We start from the raw sequence: 17,910 nt of genomic DNA, 5'->3' as shown, positions 1-17,910 counted from the left end.
AAGATTGCATCACATTAGGTCAAAATGACGGCAGATAACACCGCAAACAGCCGCTAAAGCGGTAATTCCTAAAGCTGTACCGATGTCTTGTCCTTGATTGACGGCAAAAGAAGTGACGATTCCCGCACCTAAACCGGCTGTGATTGCTGCTCCGAGAAAATCTTTATCTGAGTTTTTATACATAGAGATAAGGCCAAATTTCGACAAAATCGTGCTTTTTACCTTATCATCCTCTTTTGAGCCACTAATCACCCGGAGGCGGAATTGCAATCAAGCTTTAGATTTAGCCACGTTTCTTAACATTAAGTCGGGTCAGATAGATAGGGGGTAAAATCGATGAAATTAGCTAAAATCTCTTTTTATGGCTTTTTAACCCTGATTATCTCTCTTTTGCTAATACTGAGTTTTGTTAATGCCAGCAAAGCACAATCGGATACGGCGGTAAGATCGGAGTTAATGAGTCTCCGCAATCGAGTCGAGCGCCTTGAAAGTCAAGTCCGAGGAATAACCATCCGCAGGGAAAATGCCGCTCCGATTCCCCAACGGCGATCGGGAACGGGTATAGTAAATGGGGAAGTGGTCGGGGAAAGTGACCCACTATTCCAGCGTTTAGCCACTTTAGTAATTGAATTAAAGGAAGATTTAAAAAAGCTAGAGCAACGGGTGCAAATCTTAGAAAAAGAAACCGTTAGCCAGAAATCGTAGTCAATTGATGCTATAACGATCGAAAGTTAAATTGATATCAACTATGCAGTTAATTGATTATGTAATTGTGCTGCTTTATCTGGCAGCAACCCTAATAATCGGGATTATAGCCGAGAAAAAAGCTTCTCAAGGTCTAGAATCCTACTTTTTAGGTAATCGCAATTTGCCTTGGTGGATGTTAGGGGTGTCGGGAATGGCAGCTAACACCGATTTAGCGGGAACTATGGTCATTTCTGCCCTAATTTACGCCGTCGGACCCAAAGGACTATTTATCGAAATCCGCGGCGGTGTTGTCCTAATTATGGCCTTTCTCATGGCTTTTATGGGCAAATGGAATCGCCGGGCCCAAGTTATGACCATGGCGGAATGGATGCAATTTCGCTTTGGAACTGGAAAACAGGGGAATTTTGCCCGAATTATCAGCGCCGTCGCCACTCTCTTATTCTCTATCGGTGCGATGAGTTATTTCTCCGTTGCGGGGGGGAAATTTTTAGGGCAGTTTCTGGGTATGGATGATCGTCTTGCTTCGGTGATATTAATTCTTCTAACCTTGATTTATACGGTGGCCAGTGGTTTTTATGGTGGGGTAATTACCGATTTATTTCAAGGGTTTCTGATTTTTGTGGCGGTAATTTATGTATCGGCAGTCGCCTTTTTTACCGTTAATCTTCCCGATAGTTTCACGGTGGCCATTCCAGGGGCAACGGAGCCAAAAACTTGGAATTTAAGCGAATGGGCTAGTATTTTTCCCTCCCTGACTTTGGATTTACCCGGAGATTATGCCATCTTTAATTTGTTTGGTGGGGTGATTTTCTTTTATTTAGTTAAAACCATCATCGAAGGTTGCAGCGGCAGCGGTGGTTATATGTTACAACGATACCTAGCCGCCAAAAGCGATCGAGATGCTGGTTTATTATCTTTATTCTGGATTGTTCTGCTTTCTTTCCGTTGGCCTCTAGTCACAGCTTTTGCGGTTTTAGGCATTCACTACGGTTTAACCGAAGGCACGATTACAGATCCGGAAAGAATTCTGGCCACGGTTATTACTCAATACATTCCGGTGGGGATGAAAGGGTTATTAATTGCTGCTTTTTTAGCGGCGGCTATGTCCACTTTTAACGCAGTTATTAACGCTAGTGCTGCCTATTGGGTCAAAGATATCTATCAAGCTTTTTTGAAACCGAATGCGGGAGAACAGGAGTTAGTTTTTCAAGGTCGTTTGGCCTCGATTTTTGTGGTAGTAATTGGCTTAGTTTTGAGTTTTAATATCCAAAATGTCAATGATATTTGGGGTTGGTTAACCACGGGATTAGGGGTGGGATTAGCAGTTCCTCTCCTATTACGTTGGTATTGGTGGCGCTTTAATGGTTATGGTTTTGCTGTGGGAACTTTAGCGGGAATGATTGCGGCTATTGCCTCACAAGCGATAATTTTACCTTTCTTCCGTCACAGTCAATATCAGGAATATATTCTCTTTCTTGTGCCGAGTTTGTTCGCTTTAGCTGGCTGTATTATCGCTACTTTGTTAACTCCTCCCACTGATAGTTTAGTCATGGAAAATTTCTATAATGTTACCCGACCTTTTGGCTTTTGGGGAGAAGTCCGTCACAGTGTTAAACCTAACCTACAGGCAAAAATTAAAGCGGAAAATCAACGGGATATCATCGCCGCTTTTCTTACCGTTCCTTGGCAATTAGTCCTCTTTATGATGGGGATTGTTTTAATCATCAAGCAGTGGCAAAGTTTGAAGATTTTGGCTTTGGTTTTTCTTTTGCTTTCCATCGGTCTCTATTTTACTTGGTATCGCCATTTATCTAAGGAAATTACTGTCACTAAAGACCGAGATTTAGGTTAGGCAGTTATCAGTTATCAGTTATCAGTTATAAGTTATCAGATTTGAGTTTTAAGTGTGCAGTAGGGATATACTGAGGAAGAGGCATTAACTAATATACAAGATGCAATGAGTATCTTGCAGCCTTGGAAAAACGCTGGCAAGATGGGGAAATTCCTGAAATTAAAATGCAGGTGTAACTATTTGACAGTCGTAGAATTTCGTAAACTATTATGATTGCGATAAAATTTTCGACTCAGCCCTAGATTTGATGATTAATTACATAAGCTTTAAAAACAGGATTCAAACATAATAGAGCGTTTTCATCTTTTGCCACTATTATTCGTCTGATTAGAGATTGAATTACTTTCAAAGAATCTGTATAAGCTAGAGAAGTTTGGTCGATCATTTCTTTAATAGAAATAGGTTGATTAAAATTTGCTAATTCTGTTAACATTAGTTTCTCTGATTCTGTTAAACTTTGCAAAATACTTAATAAAGTCTGCTCTAAAGTTTCTTCGGCAATCGGGTATTTAATCTCCAAAAAGTCAGCCACCTTACCTAAAAATGTCTCTTGAATAAAACTAGCAACTAATTCTAACCAAAGAGGATGACCTTGATAACATTTAATTAAGGCTTCCCAACTGTCTTCATTTAATAGATTATGATGGCGCAAAATTTCTATGGCATCTTCTCCTAAACCTTCTATGATTAATGTTTTAATGAATTTATTTTTCTGCCCATAAAAAGTCGTATCAATAGGTTTTTCTTGACTCAACAACAGTAAACAGCATTGATGATTGACTTCAGCAATGCTTTTAAACAATAGTTGATAATCTTGGTACTCTTTTTGATAATTACCTGCTAGTTTTTTAGAATCAAATAGACTTTGTAAATCATCAAGAATAATCAAACAGCGATGGCTTTTTATTAACTCTAAGAATAAATTTAATTTCTTGTCAAGACTTTGAGAGAGCTTTAATTGAGGATTGATAGAGGGTAAAATTTCACTTAAAAGTTCATCTAATTTTGGACAAAAATACAAACTTCTGCGAATAACATAATTAAAACTATTTTTGATTTTATCAACCAGTTTCAAAGAAAGGGTGGTTTTACCAATTCCTTTTAAACCTAACACAGTAACCAAACGGTATTTCTCCGCAACTATCCAAGTTTGCAGGTTATTTAATTCGGTAATTCTTCCATAAAATTGAGTTATTTCAGGAATATGACCTAAATCTAAATAAGGTTGATCGCGCTGGATTTCAGAGTGATAATTATTATTATTGAGGGAAAATGGATTATGATCACAAATATGAACATTATTAAAAGAGACTAAATCTCGTCCCATATTATTATTTATAAAGCTATGTTTCTTTAAAACTGCTCTAATATTTGATTTAGTAATATCTTCCCCTAAAACTTCTGACAAAATTTTCCATAATTCTGAAGCACTATCTCGAATATGACCTTCACTAAGATGAGATTCTTTGGCAACTTCTGAGTATTTGTAACCTTCTAAAGTCCCTTGCAAGATAGTTTTTTGAAGATAGTCTAGATGTTGATCTGTTTTGGCAAAAACCAACTCATCTAAGAGATTTAACACCGTATTAGATAGATTAGCTTGAAACATGGACTATAGATTAGGTAAGTTTTGGCTCTACCGAACCTGTCATGTAAAACTATCAACAACTCATGCTTGTAAAGCTTATATACTAAAGCTTTGAGTTTTTGTTAGATTGATATTTATCAACTTTAGAGCATTGCTGGGCAGAGAGGGAACTTGAGGAATTTTCTACAGTGTAAGTTCGGAAGAACCTAAGTTTTTTACTTATTTTAGCTGATATTTCCGATATTTCAGATCAATTGTTTGGCTGTAAGTTCCGACTTTTCCGACTGACTAAACTCAAGACTACGATGTATCCTAAGTAATTAAGCAGTTTCAAGGCTTTATTTAGCCAATGTAAAGAAAATGTGAAATAGTACAGGTTCTAGCATATCACAGTCAGGATGCTTAAGGTGGCTTTAGGCAATGTAGCCCAGGCCGCACGCTCAACCAGTACACAAATCAAATGGGGAGGAAAAAATGACATCAAGTTCTAAAGAAAATGTCTTAGTTGACAACTGTTTTGGTATTGTAACGAACAAAAGACTTACCTATATGGCGAAGAAAAGCTGGTTTCGTGGTGGACGAAGAGAAGATGTTCCTCTCAAGCAAGTTGTTGCAGTTCGATATGAAATGGATAGGAAAGTTTTTGGGGGACTATTCCTTATTGTTTTAGGAATTGTTTTGATAACTGTAGTAGTGGGTATTATTCCCTTGATTGTTGGTATTCTATTGATGTGGGGTTCTCCAACGGTAAACGTGGTTACGGCCGGAGGAACAGCAACTCCTGTCACTGGATGGCCATGGCAAAAATCAGAAGGAGAAGCGTTTGTAAATGCTGTACATGGTAAATTATTCGGTGAGTAAATCTAGCACACAAATTGTTAAAATTTACCCAATATTTTTGATACTTTGATAATTTCATAAATTGGTAAAGTTAGCTGGATAATTTTTTATGGATTGGGGAAATGCTTTGGGAAATGTTTACGATGGGATCGTAAAAGCTGTCTCCGTTGGGTTTTCATTGACGGCGATTTATTTGGGATTTTGGGGACTTTTTGAACAAGAGCCTAGAGCAATATCAGGACTACTTTTATTAGGTACTAGCTTGACTCTTCTAAGTTATGCCATAACACATGTACTAGGCTTAAGTTTAGATATATCTGCAATTTTAACTGATTTATTGCTTGTTATAGTATCATATTTTGTGGCACATCTTTTTTTATCTTGTGCTTCTTCATATTTCGGAGTTCCCTATTCACCATTTCTTGTTAATATAATGTTTTTTGGAGCTATCGTTATGGTTAATCTTCGCCGAATAGCGGAGGTAACTTGTTCACAACAACTTGCACAAGTATTCAGTTTTTCTATTAATCATTGCCTACGCTAATTTTTTTTATGACGAATATTTATGTATTCTAATGATAACAAAAGCTCCATATTTAAGGCTTTAACTAAAGATTACTTTGTTATAAACATCTGCCATCTCTACCTCAATCCTCAAAGATTTTAAAGGAACAATAATGTTAGTTTCATAAGCGGTAAAAAAACAGCGATATCGCAGAGATCCGCTTTGCGGTGCGCCTTCTTCTTGAAAATGTTCAATATAACATCGCCAATTCAAGTCTGAATTGGCAGTTATCAGTTTACTGTCTTCCCACTCCCCAATTCATAATTCATAATTCCCCAAACCCTCACCGATCAAGGAATTAGAAGTTTCACAGCATAATTAGGCGAGATCCCTTGACTTTTGCGGCGGCTTGGGTTATGATTTTCTTATAATGGGACTTTTGTGATTATAGCTAGGTGGTTATATTTCCATTATTATTAAACTATTTTTAAAATATTGTCCCAAAATCTGCCAAAAAAAGCAAGCAAAATTTTGCCGTCAATTGTTAAGTTTTGTTAAGAAAAATAGCAAGAGCGGCAAGGAATAGAAATTCCTTACCGTTGACTTTAGCCGGACTCACCACTTCTTATAGGATAAAAACTTACCCGACATGGTAATTTTAACGCGATCGCCTTTAGGGTCTTCCTCCTTATCCACGTCGAGGGTAAAATCGATCGCACTCATAATACCATCGCCGAATTTTTCATGAATTACCGATTTTAGGGGCATTCCATACACCTGCATGATCTCATAGAAACGATAAATCAGGGGGTCGGTGGGGACAACCGGACCCAATCCCTTGACAGGATACTCGGTTAAGAATGGGATGATTTCGGTTCCCAGTCCCAAAGCTGCCACAATTTTCGTTGCTTCCTCTGGGGAGGCGCTCGCTTGCCGGTAAAAAACAGCGGCAATCCACACCTCATCTCTCCCTAGAATCGCTTCTAGGTCAGCGAAACTGAGGCCTTTTTCTTTCTTCGCTTCCAATAGTTTTGCGGTAATTTCGGGTATCATCGCTTATTTTTGCAGAATTTGTCTGCATCTAGTTTACATGAACATCAATTATATAAGTAAAAGTTATGACATTGATAAAAAAATATTCCTTAAAACCCCTTTACATAACTATAAAAAGCCGATAGTATTAACTCATGTCAAACAACGAACCTTGACAACCTAATACATACAGAAATTATCCAACCATGACTACAACTCTACAACAGCGCGAGAGCGCTTCCCTGTGGGAGCAGTTCTGCCAGTGGATCACCAGCACCAACAACCGTCTTTATGTCGGTTGGTTCGGTGTGATCATGATCCCCACCCTGCTCACCGCCACCACCTGCTTCATCATCGCCTTTATCGCCGCTCCTCCCGTAGATATCGACGGTATCCGCGAGCCTGTAGCTGGTTCTCTACTCTACGGAAACAACATCATCTCTGGTGCGGTTGTTCCCTCTTCTAACGCGATTGGACTCCACTTCTACCCCATCTGGGAAGCTGCTTCCTTAGATGAGTGGTTATACAACGGTGGTCCCTACCAGTTAGTCATTTTCCACTTCTTACTAGGTGTCTTCTGCTACCTCGGTCGTCAGTGGGAACTGTCTTTCCGTTTAGGAATGCGTCCTTGGATCTGTGTAGCTTACTCTGCACCTGTATCCGCCGCTACTGCTGTATTCTTAATCTACCCCATCGGACAAGGTTCCTTCTCTGATGGTATGCCTTTAGGAATCTCTGGAACCTTCAACTTTATGTTCGTGTTCCAAGCAGAACATAACATTCTGATGCACCCCTTCCATATGTTAGGTGTGGCTGGTGTGTTCGGCGGTTCCTTGTTCTCCGCGATGCACGGTTCTCTAGTAACTTCTTCCTTAGTGCGTGAAACCACTGAAATCGAATCTCAGAACTACGGTTACAAATTCGGTCAAGAGGAAGAAACCTACAATATCGTTGCCGCTCACGGTTACTTCGGACGTTTAATCTTCCAATACGCTTCTTTCAACAACAGCCGCTCCCTGCACTTCTTCTTAGGTGCTTGGCCGGTAATCGGTATCTGGTTTACGGCAATGGGTGTTAGCACCATGGCGTTTAACCTCAACGGTTTCAACTTCAACCAGTCGATTCTCGATTCTCAAGGTCGTGTAATCGGTACTTGGGCTGATGTGTTAAACCGCGCTGGTATCGGTATGGAAGTAATGCACGAGCGTAATGCTCACAACTTCCCCTTAGACTTAGCTAGTGGTGAACAGGCTCCCGTAGCTCTGACCGCTCCCGCTATCAATGGTTAATTCCTAGTCTGAACGAAAAGGCACTCCCGCGAGGGGGTGCTTTTTTGTTGTTAGAATAGAAGGTGGTTTTTTGAGTTTGAGGTTAAATTATGATCAGTTTAGAACAAGCTTTAAATACTGTTGAGCAACTATCTTTAGAACAACAGGAAATGTTATTAGAAATTTTACAAAATCGTTTACTTGATATTCGTCGTCAAGAAATTGCTAGGGATGCTAGGGAGTCAATTAATGCTTTTCATCAAAGAGAATTTAAACCTCAACCCCTAGAAATTGTTCTGAGAGAATTGAGAGAAACTTTAGAATAGATATTATGAGAGAACTGGTTTTAACGCCTAAATTTAAGCGGACTTTCCGTAAGTTTGTTCTCAGAAATCCTCAACGACAGAAAGCGATTGAGAAAACATTGGCACAAATGAGGGAAGATATTTATTTTTTGAACTTGGGAACTCATTCATTAAAAGGGGAATTATCGGGACTTAAAGCTTGTTCTTGTGGTTATGATTGTCGGATTATTTGGCTCTCTTAGGTTTGGTGGGTAAAATGTATTCTAAGATACAGTCCTGGTGACGAGCGAGTGGAGCAAACCACAAAGACACAAAGGACACAAAGATTGATCGCTCCTATGTAAGTTAAACTGATCACACAAAGAATAAGAGATTCCAGGTTTTTATCGAGAGTTAAGAGGTAAAATGATGACTTTGCAAGAAATGATCAAATCTTTTGAGAATTTATCAGAGGATGAACAGGAGTCATTGTTAGAGATTTTGTGTCAATATAGAGCTAAAGCAAGAGAAAGAGAAATTTTAGCTAATTTTAAGGAATTGAAAGAGGCGATCGCTACTGGAACGGCCAGAAAGGGAACCGTAGAAGATTTGATTGCCGATTTGAATGAGGATTAACAATGGATCTAATATGGAGTGATGGGTTTAAGCGTTCGTTTAAGAAGCTAATCAAGAAAAATCCCCAGTTAAAACCTAAAACTTTCGATGTACTTAGAAAACTGGCAGAAGACCCATTTACACTGTCTTTAAAAACCCATAAGTTAAGTGGTAATTTAGAAGAGTTATGGTCTTGTACTGTCGCTTACGATTGTCGAATTATTTTTAGTTTTTCGGAAGATGGAGAATATTTAGAAGTTATCATCTTGTTAATTGATATTGGTAGTCACGATCAGGTGTATAGAAAATAGTATAGACTGGAAAGCGATCCTGCGGGTTTCTGCGTTGCGGTACACATATATTTAGAATAATATCAATTTTTTCTAATCGTTAGGATTTCTTTGAAGATAGGATTTAAACACAGGATTAATAGGAAAATAGGACGAGGTTTCTGATGGTAATTTATCCAGTAAACAGCGTCTCATTAATGACTGAATAGTTGCCCAAAATTCAGAAGTAGATAAGTCAAGATTAGCAGTTTTGGGAAACTTTTCTACCGCTTCAGTTTGATTAGCTAACCAGTGCATCACCTTTTTTTCTGTTGCGGATAAACGCTGTAAATGACATTCGATCGAGTCTTCTATATCTCCTAAATAAATTTCATTTTTCATTTGTTCTAAAAATAAGGATACTTCTCCATCAAATAGCTCAATAATGGTTGAGGAGATGATATTTAACCAGTTAGGATGACCTTGATAAAGTTCCCTCAGTTTCGTCCATTTTTCCTCACTTTTTAAACCGTATTCTTTGAATATTTTTTCAAATTCTGTTGTTAAACCTTGTAGGTATAAAGTTTTAATTTTATCGGATTTTAAGGTAACAAAATCTCTGGGAAGTTCCCAACTAATTAAAATCAAACAACTTTGATGAGATGTGGTAGCAATTTGCTGAAAAAATTTATGATAATCCTGACAGTCGCTTAAATATTTACCTGCTAATTCCCCCAGTTTAAAAATATTCTGCACATCATCAAGAATAATTAAACAACGATAGGAGCTTAGATAATCTATTATATCAGGTAAGGGGGTTGATAGAGATTGGCTGAAAAACTGTTTTAGATCATCTTTGAGAGCGATTAATTGAGGAATATTTTCCAGACTGCGATAAATAATATAATCAAATTGTGGGGCAATTTCTGAAATTAATTTAAGGGTTAAAGCTGTTTTTCCGATTCCAGTTAACCCATAAATAGTAATTAATCGAGTTTTATTATCTAGCCATTCTTTTAAGGTAGATAGTTCTAACTTACGTCCATAGTTACACCTTAATTCAGGAGCTTTTGTTAAGTCAATTATGGGGGATAGATGATCATTATCTGGAAAATTTGAAGACTTTTTTAAGTTTTTTTCTGAATAGGGGTTATTTTCTCTACAGATGTTTATATGGTTATTACTAATATTATTACCATGATGGTTAACAAAGTGATAAATAGTAGATGAAGCTTTATTTTCTAAAATAGAACGAACATTAGACTTTTTTATATCTTCTTGAAAAACATCTGATAACAGTTGCCATAACTTCCATGCTTCTTTTTTTATATGGTCATAACTGCGCTGATTATCTTTGGCAATTTCTTCGTAATCTTGATGTTCCCAAATACCCTGTAAGATGGATTCTTGCAACGAATCAAGATGTTTACCGGTTTTGTCTAATACCTGTTTATCTGCTGGGAGGGGGACAAGCCAGCTAGAAGGTAGATAGAGCAAGCGATATAGCTCTTTGTCCCTTGATGTAATCCTTCAACCGATAGCGGCTAATTTGCATTAGCTCTTCTATATTTTTTTGGAACATTTGATGTAGCTGGAGCCAATGATAGAGATGTTGACCCACATAAAAACTGCTGTGTCTGCGTTGACCTTTATATCTTTTTTCAGGTCTTGTGACATATTTTTGGATTCCCATATCCTTAATTTTTTTACCTTGTAGTGTGGCACTTGTATAGGCGATAGCTATAACAATTATCAGCTTTGATAAGTATTGGGGTGCTAATTGAGAACCTTCTAAGCTATAGCCTCCCGACTTAAAATCTCGGAACATCTCCTCAATATCAAATCTTTTTTGATAGGCAATTATTGCCGTCTCTAAATCCACAAAATTTGTCAGAATATACCAAGGTTCTTTTGTTTGAAAACCCCCATAGGTTTTTTTCCACTTACCAGCTAAGTTAAACTGTCCAAATCCCTGCTCTTTTGTAATATTGACATCATTCAAAAATAGTTGAGTTCCTGGACTTAAACCTAACTCTCTCATTTCTTGATAAATTCCTTCTTTTGTCTTGACATTTGTACTTTTTTTTTGTCTTAAGCAAAAGTATAAACTCTGCTTCTGAAGCCACTTTCCAAGACTGACCGAGCAAAATTCTCTATCTCCTAACACCACTATTTTATGACCTGATAGCACGGTCAATGTTTTTTCTAATACTCGCTGCTGTTCTTCGAGATTACTACTTCCTTTTTTATCTAATATCTCCCAATAGATTGGGATGGCTCTCTTGTCATAAATTAGACTCACCATCAAGATATTTATTGCTCCCCAACTTGTCCGGTCTATGGCAATATACGCTAATCCTTTTGTTGTGAATCTCTGCTGCTGTTTTAACATCTCTTTTAGGCAGAGAAACCAGATTTTTTCAATATTCAGAATTTCCAGCTTTAAAAATCTTTTTAGTTTTTTTCTCCGACTCTCAAACAGGATTGGTATTGGTAAGGCTTCAGCTAATATCTCTAACTTAGCTTGCTTTAGTATTTGCAAGGTTCCAACTATCATTAACAACAGTAGATATCTGGCTCGTCCCAGTTCATTTTCTAACACTTTCTGGTATAGTTCACTTATCATTTTCGTTATTTAGGTCATATATGGTAAATATGACTTATCTTTTTTTGGAGTCTGTGTCTGTATTTTATGCTACATAAGCTTTTCAGCTTGCTTGTCCCCCTGTCAGGTTTATCTGTCCATTCTAAAAGGGTTTGAATATCCATATAAGTAAGTAATAGAACGTTTGTATTGCTATTTGGGATAAGGGAACAGATTTTATTTTTCTCGTTTTTTTATAAATATTTGCCAAATTATTTTATTTCTGACATTTAAACCTCCTGATTTGTTTCCGACTGTCACCTGTTACTTAATCGATTAATATTAATTCCAATGCTTGATTAATAATTTTATTTTTATCGATCATAGCCTCAATTTCTTCTGGTTTATATATACCTTCAAAAGCTTCTAATGCCGCTTGTCTTAAAGCGGAATAATAAGCATCATCTAAGGTTTCTTTTAATTCTTCTGGTGTTAGATAATTTCCTCCAGTTTTACGTCGTTGATTAATGCGTTGAATCTGTCGAACAGAATTAGAAATAGAGGTTTCCCATAAGCGGGTACTGCGTTTTTCTGCTTGCTGTTTAATCAGATGTAATAGGACAATAATACTAAAGCTAAAAATCTTATTGAGCTTATCATCTTTGCTCATTTCTGTCATTTCCTCTACCAAAATCAAGGCATCGGGAACATTGCCAGCTATTAATAGATTTTTTAACTCTAATAATTCTTCCATTTTTTGCCTTTTTTTGACTGATTAACCTCTTAATTTAGTAATTTGTTCCGCATTTAAATTAACCCAAGTTGCTAGTTATAAGCTTCGCTAGTTCGATCCCCCTAAATCCCCCTTAAAAAGGGGGACTTTGAGTCTGTTTCCCTCCTTAAAAAGGGGGACTTTGAGTCTGTTTCCCTCCTTAAAAAGGGAGACTTTGAGTCTGGTTCCTTCCTTAAAAAGGGGGACTTTGAGTCTGGTTCCTTCCTTAAAAAGGGGGGCTAGGGGGGATCGAACCTAAAAATCAAATTTAGCCTTTTTTATGATCCTTGCCCTCCTTTTTGCCACTAAATCCCACTTTATCCCACAAAAATTATTGTATCAGAAAATCCAAAATGGCCACAAATTCCCACAGACAAAACCAAAGTGAACATCTAGATTGTAAGAATCACTCAGTTTTTTGGAGTCTTATCAGGTTATGAACAAGATACTAGCTAATTGTATCAGCTTAGGGATCGGATTGGGTGCGATCGGGGTCACTTTCCCCGCAGAAGCCGCCTCTTTTCAGGGGTTAGGAGACTTATCTGGGGGTAGTTTCTCTAGCGGTGCTTCAGGAGTATCAGCAGATGGGTCTGTTGTTGTTGGTTTTAGCGACCGTGCTGCTACTGGTAATCCATATATAGGGTGGGAGGCATTCCGTTGGACACAAGCAACGGGGATGGTCGGACTAGGGGACTTACCGGGAGGTGATTTCGGGAGCTTGGCTTCCGAAGTATCGGGAGACGGGTCTGTTGTGGTTGGTTACAGCGTTAGTACTAATAATTTTCTGAACGCATTCCGTTGGACACAAGGAACAGGGATGGTTGGATTAGGCGATTTACCGGGGGGGGGTTTCGATAACTTTGCTTCAGGAGTATCATTCGATGGTTCTGTTGTTGTTGGTGGTAGCAATACTGATATTGGCCCTCAGGCATTTCTTTGGACACAAGCAATGGGGACGGTCGGACTAGGGGACTTACCGGGAGGTAGTTCCCTTAGCTGGGCTCAGGGAGTATCATTCGATGGTTCTACTGTTGTTGGTTACAGTCAGAGTGCTAATGGTCAGGAGGCATTCCGTTGGACGCAAGCAACGGGGATGGTCGGACTAGGGGACTTACCGGGAGGGACTTTTAGTAGCATTGCTAATGTAGTATCAGCCGACGGTTCTGTTGTTGGTGGTGGTAGCAATAGTGCTAATGGTTGGGAAGCATTTCGTTGGACACAAGCAACGGGAATGGCCGGACTAGGGGACTTACCGGGGGGTATTTTCTCTAGCTATGCTACTGGAATATCAGCAGATGGGTCTGTTCTGGTTGGTTACAGTGAAAGTGCTAATGGTCAGGAGTCATTTATCTGGAATAGTACCCAAGGGATGCGGAGCTTACAACAGGTTTTAACTAATGACTATGGTTTAAATTTAACGGGTTGGACTTTAAGCGCTGCGACGGCAATTGCTGCTGATGGGTTAACGGTTGTAGGTACTGGAATTAACCCTAGTGGTAATTATGAAGCTTGGATCGCTCGTTTAGATGGACAAACTGAACCCCCCAATCCAACTGTACCGGAGCCTAGCGCTATTTTAGGGTTAGGGCTGTTTTCTCTGGTGGGTTTTTTGAGGAAGAAACGGTCATAATATAACCTGACTTTGATGAGAATTCTACTCCGCAGAGGCTATAAATTCCCTATTTTTGTCAATTCAATCAGTTAGGGTCTAAATCATTAAAGAAAAGGGCATTCTCTAATTTTAGGGAGTGCTTTTTGGTTGTTCGGATGTATCGATCGAGCTACAATAAAAGGGACTTCTTTAGGCGAAAATATGGCTACAGGCATCGATATTAGCGAATTTATTGTGGCTAGTCCGGATATTTGTAATGCTCGTCCCCGGATCGCGGGAACTAGAATCACGATTCAAAGTTTAGTCATGGATCATAAAACGGGAATGAGTGCCGAAGCGATCGCTAAGGAGTATCCTCAGTTAAGTCTGGCTCAAATTTATAGCGCTCTAGCGTATTATCACGCGAATAAAGAACAGATAGAGGCCGATATCGATGCTTACCGAGCCGATTGTGAAGACTGGGAATCACGATATCGAGCCGGTGAATTTTAATGAGTCAAATCCGTCTCTACCTTGATGAAGATGCGGGTCAACGCTCGGTCGTGGAAGCTTTGCGGAATCTGAAGATTGATGTAATTACCACTTGGGAAGCGAAAAACATTCAGCTACCCGATCCCGATCAACTGGTTTGGGCAACCCAGCAAGGTCGGGTAATTTATACTTTTAATGTAGGCGATTTTTGTCGATTGCATAAATCCTATATGACGCGCTCGATCAGCCATACGGGAATTATTGTGGCCGCGAAACAAAGATATTCCGTGGGAGAACAGGTAAAAGCTATTGCTAATTTAATCGCTACCCGCTCTGCCGAAGATATCAAGAATAAACTCGTCTTTTTAGGGGATTATCTAGAATAGAAGGCGGTCAGTAAGGTATAGCCATTTCAATTAAAATTGAGAATATTAATCCCAGAGTTCATAAGGGTTTTGTCGGTCTAGAGTGTATCAGACTTATCTGAAATGACTATAACTAATGATTTCGTTAGTACCGGAGCCTAGTTCTATTTTAGGGTTAGGCCTGTTTTCTTTGGTGGGTTTTTTAATTAAGAAATGGTCATAATCTAACCTGACTTTAATGGGAAAGTCCATAAACTCCCTATTTTTGGGCATTTCAATCAGTTAGCATCTCAATCATTAGATAAAAGGGCATCCTCGAAAGGGGGTGCTTTTTTGTTGTTCGGATGTATCGATCGAGCTACTCTGTTCTCACTCAACAAGCTCGGAGAAAGCGGGTTTCTTAACAAAAAATCTGAGCTTTAATTTAGATATTTACCAGAAACCAGCTTTCTGTTGCACTGACTGATAAGTATTGATATTGACTGATAACTGATCACTCAGGTTAACTAACTATTTTTCGCCTCTAATTTGGTCAAACGACTTTTAAGTTCCTGATTTTCCTGTTTCATTTTTTCTAATTCCTCGCGAATTTCCTGAATTGCTTTGTCGGAACCTAATTTTTTCTGGACTTTTTGTACTGCTTCCTCCGCTACACGACGCACGCGACCATCGGGAGTTCGATCGCTCAAAGCTTGTAAAATAGCGATAGCTTTGGCATTTTCTATCTGTCCTAAAGCGTTACACACTGCCACCTGCGTCAAGAAAAAAGTTTCCTTGGCAATAGTTTCTAAACGTTCCAAAATTACGGTTAATTTGTCGGTGGTTTGTCCCGAAGAAATCGCTCCCAGGGCGCGGATAGCGGCTAATCTCAGGGGTTGAGGCGTGCCTAAAGCCGTGTAGGTCAAAATTGACTCCAAAGCCGCCGGCGAGGTTTTTAACTGGCTTAAACCGCCAATTGCGCCCGCTCTTACTACCTCATTCCACCCCTTTCTTGACTGTAAAATATGATTGAGCAGGTCAATAATTTCCCCTTCTTTATTTTGCAATTGTCCCACGGCCATGGAGCCTAATCCTCGCGCCGTGGCCGCTTCCACATAATAACTAGCATCTCCAGTTTCTAATAGGGATTTAAGCGCATTATAACTATCTAAGGTTTTAATTTCACTTAATCCCTCGACAATTGCCCGACGGACTTGTGCTTTTTCATCGTTTAAACCTTTAATTAAAGCAGTAACCGCCTGATCTAACCGAAGAGTTGCTAACTGTTTGGCCACCTCCACACGCACCCCCCAAAAAGGCTCATTTTCTAGGGCTCTCCCTAAAGCTTCGATCGCTTCTAAACCGCCTTTTTTAGCAATGGCCGTCGCTGCATAGATACGGGAAATCGGATCGGGATCCTGTTGTAATTGCGCTTTTAATTCGCCGATGGGATACTCAAGAGTGACGGTTTTGAGGAAATTATTACCCCGATCGAACTTGACAAAATCGGGCTTTTGTGCTAGGGGAAAATAGAAAGTTTGTTCTTTTTGGTGAATCCGCAGATTGTAGGTAAGGTCTTCAGAGTTGAGATAGGCAAAAGCGACGGGAATTTTCAAGTCGAATAGTTCCTTTTCATCCTGAGTTTGGGTGACAGTTAATTGGGCTAAATTATTCTCATTGTCCCAACTGTAAGCGACCTTATAATCGGGATGACCACCGCGATAAACGTACTGATCAAAGAGGAATAATAAATTGTAGCCGGTCGCTTTTTCGATCGCCCGTAATAAGTCCACAGTTTCCACGGTTTTATGGGCATTATCCCGCACAAAAGTATGAATCGCTTTTGCGAATAAATCTTCCCCTAAAATAGAGCGGATCATGTGATAAACACAAGCACCTTTTTCGTAGAGATGACGATCATAAAGTTCGATAGCTTCTCGATAAACATGAGTAACAATCGGACGACGATAGCGGGAAGTATCTTCTTCTAAATAACTTCTTGCTTCCCCTAATAAATAATAACTAGCAGCTGCTTTTCCGTATTCCGATTCTGTCCATAAAACCTCAGAATAGGAAGCCATTCCCTCTTTAATCCAAGCGTGAGACCAGTGTTTAATCACCACTAAATCACCGAACCATTGATGAGCTAATTCATGGGCAACTAAGCTTTCTGTCCAAGTATGATCGATGCTGGCTCTTTGATCAATTAAACAGCGATCGGTTAAAATTGTGGTGGAAGTATTTTCCATCCCACCAAAGATAAAATCATCTACACAAACTTGCGCGTATTTAGGATAGGGATAGGGATAACCAAACTTTTGGCTAAAAAACTCGATCATGCGGGGAGTTTTACCCATACTTCTTTGTCCCTCTTCTTCCCGTCCTTTTTCCACATAATAAGTAACGGGAACACCATTCCATGAGTCGCATAATTCGGCAAAATCTCCCACCGCAAGAGTCATTAAATAGGTAGGATGAATTTGCTTTTGTGACCAGTGATAAATTCTGTCTTCACCAACGGTTGCCACCGAGATTAATTCTCCGTTAGAAATAGCGATATAGGGTTGGGGAATTTTAACCCGAATTTCGGAGGTGGCTAATTGGCCGGGGTAATCAAAACAGGGAAACCAAAAGCGAGAATCTTCATCTTCTCCCTGGGTCCAAACTTGAATCGGTTTATCGGGATAATATTCATCAGGTCCGATAAAATATAATCCCCGTTGTGGTTGCTTAACCTGATAGTTAATCGTCAGGATAATCGGTTTATCGGTGGTGGGTTGTAACAGATGAATGGTCAGGAGAGAACGATCATAGTCAAAGGGTTGACTGATACCTTCAATAAACACAGAATTAATATTTAGATCCACCGCATCCAGAGTTAAACTGCTAATTCCCTGACGAATGGGAGTGAGGGTAATCTGACAGCTGCCCTGAAAACTTTGTTGGGGAATATCAATAATTAAATCGAGAAAAATATGATTAACTTGTCCGGGTCGATCGGGGTTATAATGGGGTTTAGCCCCCGGTAATTCAAAGGGTTGACGCTGATTATTTTCCGTGTCGATGGTGAGATGAGACATATTAGCCCTAACTTGCTGATTTTTGTCCGGTAAACTTAAATTAACACGATCGGTCGTCCCTTTCCTTGCTAACAATAATCCCACCC

19 protein-coding genes and 1 pseudogene are annotated in these 17,910 nt (G+C 39.2%); 13 read left to right on the top strand and 7 right to left on the bottom strand.

The window, feature by feature from the left end; translation table 11 throughout:
* Nucleotides 1–9 precede the first annotated feature (9 nt).
* Complete coding sequence (locus tag myaer_RS21500; protein ID WP_002739017.1) at nt 10–183, bottom strand: hypothetical protein; 174 nt, start codon at nt 181–183, stop codon at nt 10–12.
* 153 nt (nt 184–336) lie between these two features.
* On the opposite strand from myaer_RS21500, the gene myaer_RS03000 reads away from it, so the two are divergent.
* Nucleotides 337–705 carry a hypothetical protein gene (locus myaer_RS03000; protein WP_046660904.1) on the top strand — a complete coding sequence of 123 codons (369 nt, stop codon included), beginning with the start codon at nt 337–339 and terminating at the stop codon, nt 703–705.
* Nucleotides 706–748: 43 nt separating this feature from the next.
* Nucleotides 749–2,560, top strand: coding sequence for a sodium:solute symporter family protein (locus myaer_RS02995; RefSeq protein ID WP_046660903.1), 1,812 nt, complete (start codon nt 749–751; stop codon nt 2,558–2,560).
* 238 nt (nt 2,561–2,798) lie between these two features.
* On the opposite strand, the gene myaer_RS02985 is transcribed toward myaer_RS02995, so the two are convergent.
* Nucleotides 2,799–4,169, bottom strand: a complete 1,371-nt coding sequence (locus myaer_RS02985; protein ID WP_046660902.1) for an ATP-binding protein — start codon at nt 4,167–4,169, stop codon at nt 2,799–2,801.
* A 453-nt stretch (nt 4,170–4,622) separates the two neighbouring features.
* Here myaer_RS02985 and myaer_RS02980 point away from each other — a divergent pair, with 453 nt between their 5' ends.
* Together myaer_RS02980 and myaer_RS02975 are read left to right on the top strand one after the other, a co-directional pair.
* Nucleotides 4,623–5,009 carry a hypothetical protein gene (locus tag myaer_RS02980; protein ID WP_052734156.1) on the top strand — a complete coding sequence of 129 codons (387 nt, stop codon included), beginning with the start codon at nt 4,623–4,625 and terminating at the stop codon, nt 5,007–5,009.
* Nucleotides 5,010–5,097: 88 nt separating this feature from the next.
* Nucleotides 5,098–5,532 (top strand): hypothetical protein, encoded by a 435-nt coding sequence (locus tag myaer_RS02975; RefSeq protein ID WP_046660901.1) that lies wholly within the window; start codon nt 5,098–5,100, stop codon nt 5,530–5,532.
* Between the two features lie 576 nt (nt 5,533–6,108).
* Here myaer_RS02975 and cynS read toward each other — a convergent pair.
* Entirely contained in the window at nt 6,109–6,546 is a 438-nt protein-coding gene (gene cynS, locus myaer_RS02970) for a cyanase (protein ID WP_046660900.1), read from the bottom strand.
* A gap of 185 nt (nt 6,547–6,731) precedes the next feature.
* Between cynS and psbA the strand changes: the two genes are divergently transcribed.
* The 5 genes and pseudogenes from psbA to myaer_RS02945 all read left to right on the top strand — a co-directional run bounded on the left by psbA (nt 6,732) and on the right by myaer_RS02945 (nt 9,003).
* Nucleotides 6,732–7,814, top strand: a complete 1,083-nt coding sequence (psbA, locus tag myaer_RS02965; protein ID WP_002731626.1) for a photosystem II q(b) protein — start codon at nt 6,732–6,734, stop codon at nt 7,812–7,814.
* Between the two features lie 89 nt (nt 7,815–7,903).
* A complete protein-coding gene (locus tag myaer_RS02960) occupies nt 7,904–8,119 on the top strand; it encodes a hypothetical protein (RefSeq protein ID WP_002799384.1) in 216 nt (71 codons plus the stop codon).
* Nucleotides 8,120–8,124: 5 nt separating this feature from the next.
* Nucleotides 8,125–8,331 (top strand): annotated as a pseudogene (locus myaer_RS02955) (type II toxin-antitoxin system YafQ family toxin); the annotation flags it as partial.
* Nucleotides 8,332–8,506: 175 nt separating this feature from the next.
* Complete coding sequence (locus myaer_RS02950; protein ID WP_080949705.1) at nt 8,507–8,713, top strand: hypothetical protein; 207 nt, start codon at nt 8,507–8,509, stop codon at nt 8,711–8,713.
* 2 nt (nt 8,714–8,715) lie between these two features.
* Entirely contained in the window at nt 8,716–9,003 is a 288-nt protein-coding gene (locus tag myaer_RS02945; protein ID WP_046660898.1) for a type II toxin-antitoxin system YafQ family toxin, read from the top strand.
* Between the two features lie 72 nt (nt 9,004–9,075).
* Here myaer_RS02945 and myaer_RS02940 read toward each other — a convergent pair whose 3' ends face one another.
* The 3 genes from myaer_RS02940 to myaer_RS02930 form a co-directional block, all read right to left on the bottom strand.
* Nucleotides 9,076–10,374, bottom strand: a complete 1,299-nt coding sequence (locus tag myaer_RS02940) for an AAA family ATPase (RefSeq protein WP_419178819.1) — start codon at nt 10,372–10,374, stop codon at nt 9,076–9,078.
* Nucleotides 10,375–10,438: 64 nt separating this feature from the next.
* Nucleotides 10,439–11,563 carry an IS4 family transposase gene (locus tag myaer_RS02935; protein WP_235614767.1) on the bottom strand — a complete coding sequence of 375 codons (1,125 nt, stop codon included), beginning with the start codon at nt 11,561–11,563 and terminating at the stop codon, nt 10,439–10,441.
* A 310-nt stretch (nt 11,564–11,873) separates the two neighbouring features.
* A complete protein-coding gene (locus myaer_RS02930) occupies nt 11,874–12,299 on the bottom strand; it encodes a DUF29 family protein (protein WP_046660895.1) in 426 nt (141 codons plus the stop codon).
* Between the two features lie 454 nt (nt 12,300–12,753).
* Here myaer_RS02930 and myaer_RS02925 point away from each other — a divergent pair, with 454 nt between their 5' ends.
* The 4 genes from myaer_RS02925 (at nt 12,754) to myaer_RS22625 (ending at nt 14,988) form a co-directional block, all read left to right on the top strand.
* On the top strand, nt 12,754–13,947 hold the full coding sequence (locus tag myaer_RS02925; protein ID WP_046660893.1) for an HAF repeat-containing PEP-CTERM protein: 1,194 nt from the start codon (nt 12,754–12,756) through the stop codon (nt 13,945–13,947).
* Nucleotides 13,948–14,130: 183 nt separating this feature from the next.
* Nucleotides 14,131–14,421: a DUF433 domain-containing protein gene (locus myaer_RS02920; protein WP_046660892.1), complete on the top strand. Its 291-nt coding sequence runs from the start codon at nt 14,131–14,133 to the stop codon at nt 14,419–14,421.
* Nucleotides 14,421–14,786 carry a DUF5615 family PIN-like protein gene (locus myaer_RS02915; RefSeq protein ID WP_046660891.1) on the top strand — a complete coding sequence of 122 codons (366 nt, stop codon included), beginning with the start codon at nt 14,421–14,423 and terminating at the stop codon, nt 14,784–14,786. The genes myaer_RS02920 and myaer_RS02915 overlap by 1 nt, the downstream gene beginning before the upstream one ends.
* A gap of 115 nt (nt 14,787–14,901) precedes the next feature.
* Nucleotides 14,902–14,988, top strand: coding sequence for a PEP-CTERM sorting domain-containing protein (locus myaer_RS22625; protein ID WP_080600724.1), 87 nt, complete (start codon nt 14,902–14,904; stop codon nt 14,986–14,988).
* A gap of 283 nt (nt 14,989–15,271) precedes the next feature.
* On the opposite strand, the gene myaer_RS02905 is transcribed toward myaer_RS22625, so the two are convergent.
* Nucleotides 15,272–17,908, bottom strand: coding sequence for a M1 family metallopeptidase (locus tag myaer_RS02905; RefSeq protein WP_103672688.1), 2,637 nt, complete (start codon nt 17,906–17,908; stop codon nt 15,272–15,274).
* Nucleotides 17,909–17,910: the final 2 nt, after the last annotated feature.

The organism is Microcystis aeruginosa NIES-2549 (assembly GCF_000981785.2).
In the GTDB taxonomy this organism is placed as follows: Bacteria; Cyanobacteriota; Cyanobacteriia; order Cyanobacteriales; family Microcystaceae; genus Microcystis; species Microcystis aeruginosa_C.
The sequence above is the reverse complement of the archived record's forward strand: the minus strand, read 5'-3'. Positions and strand labels throughout refer to the sequence as shown.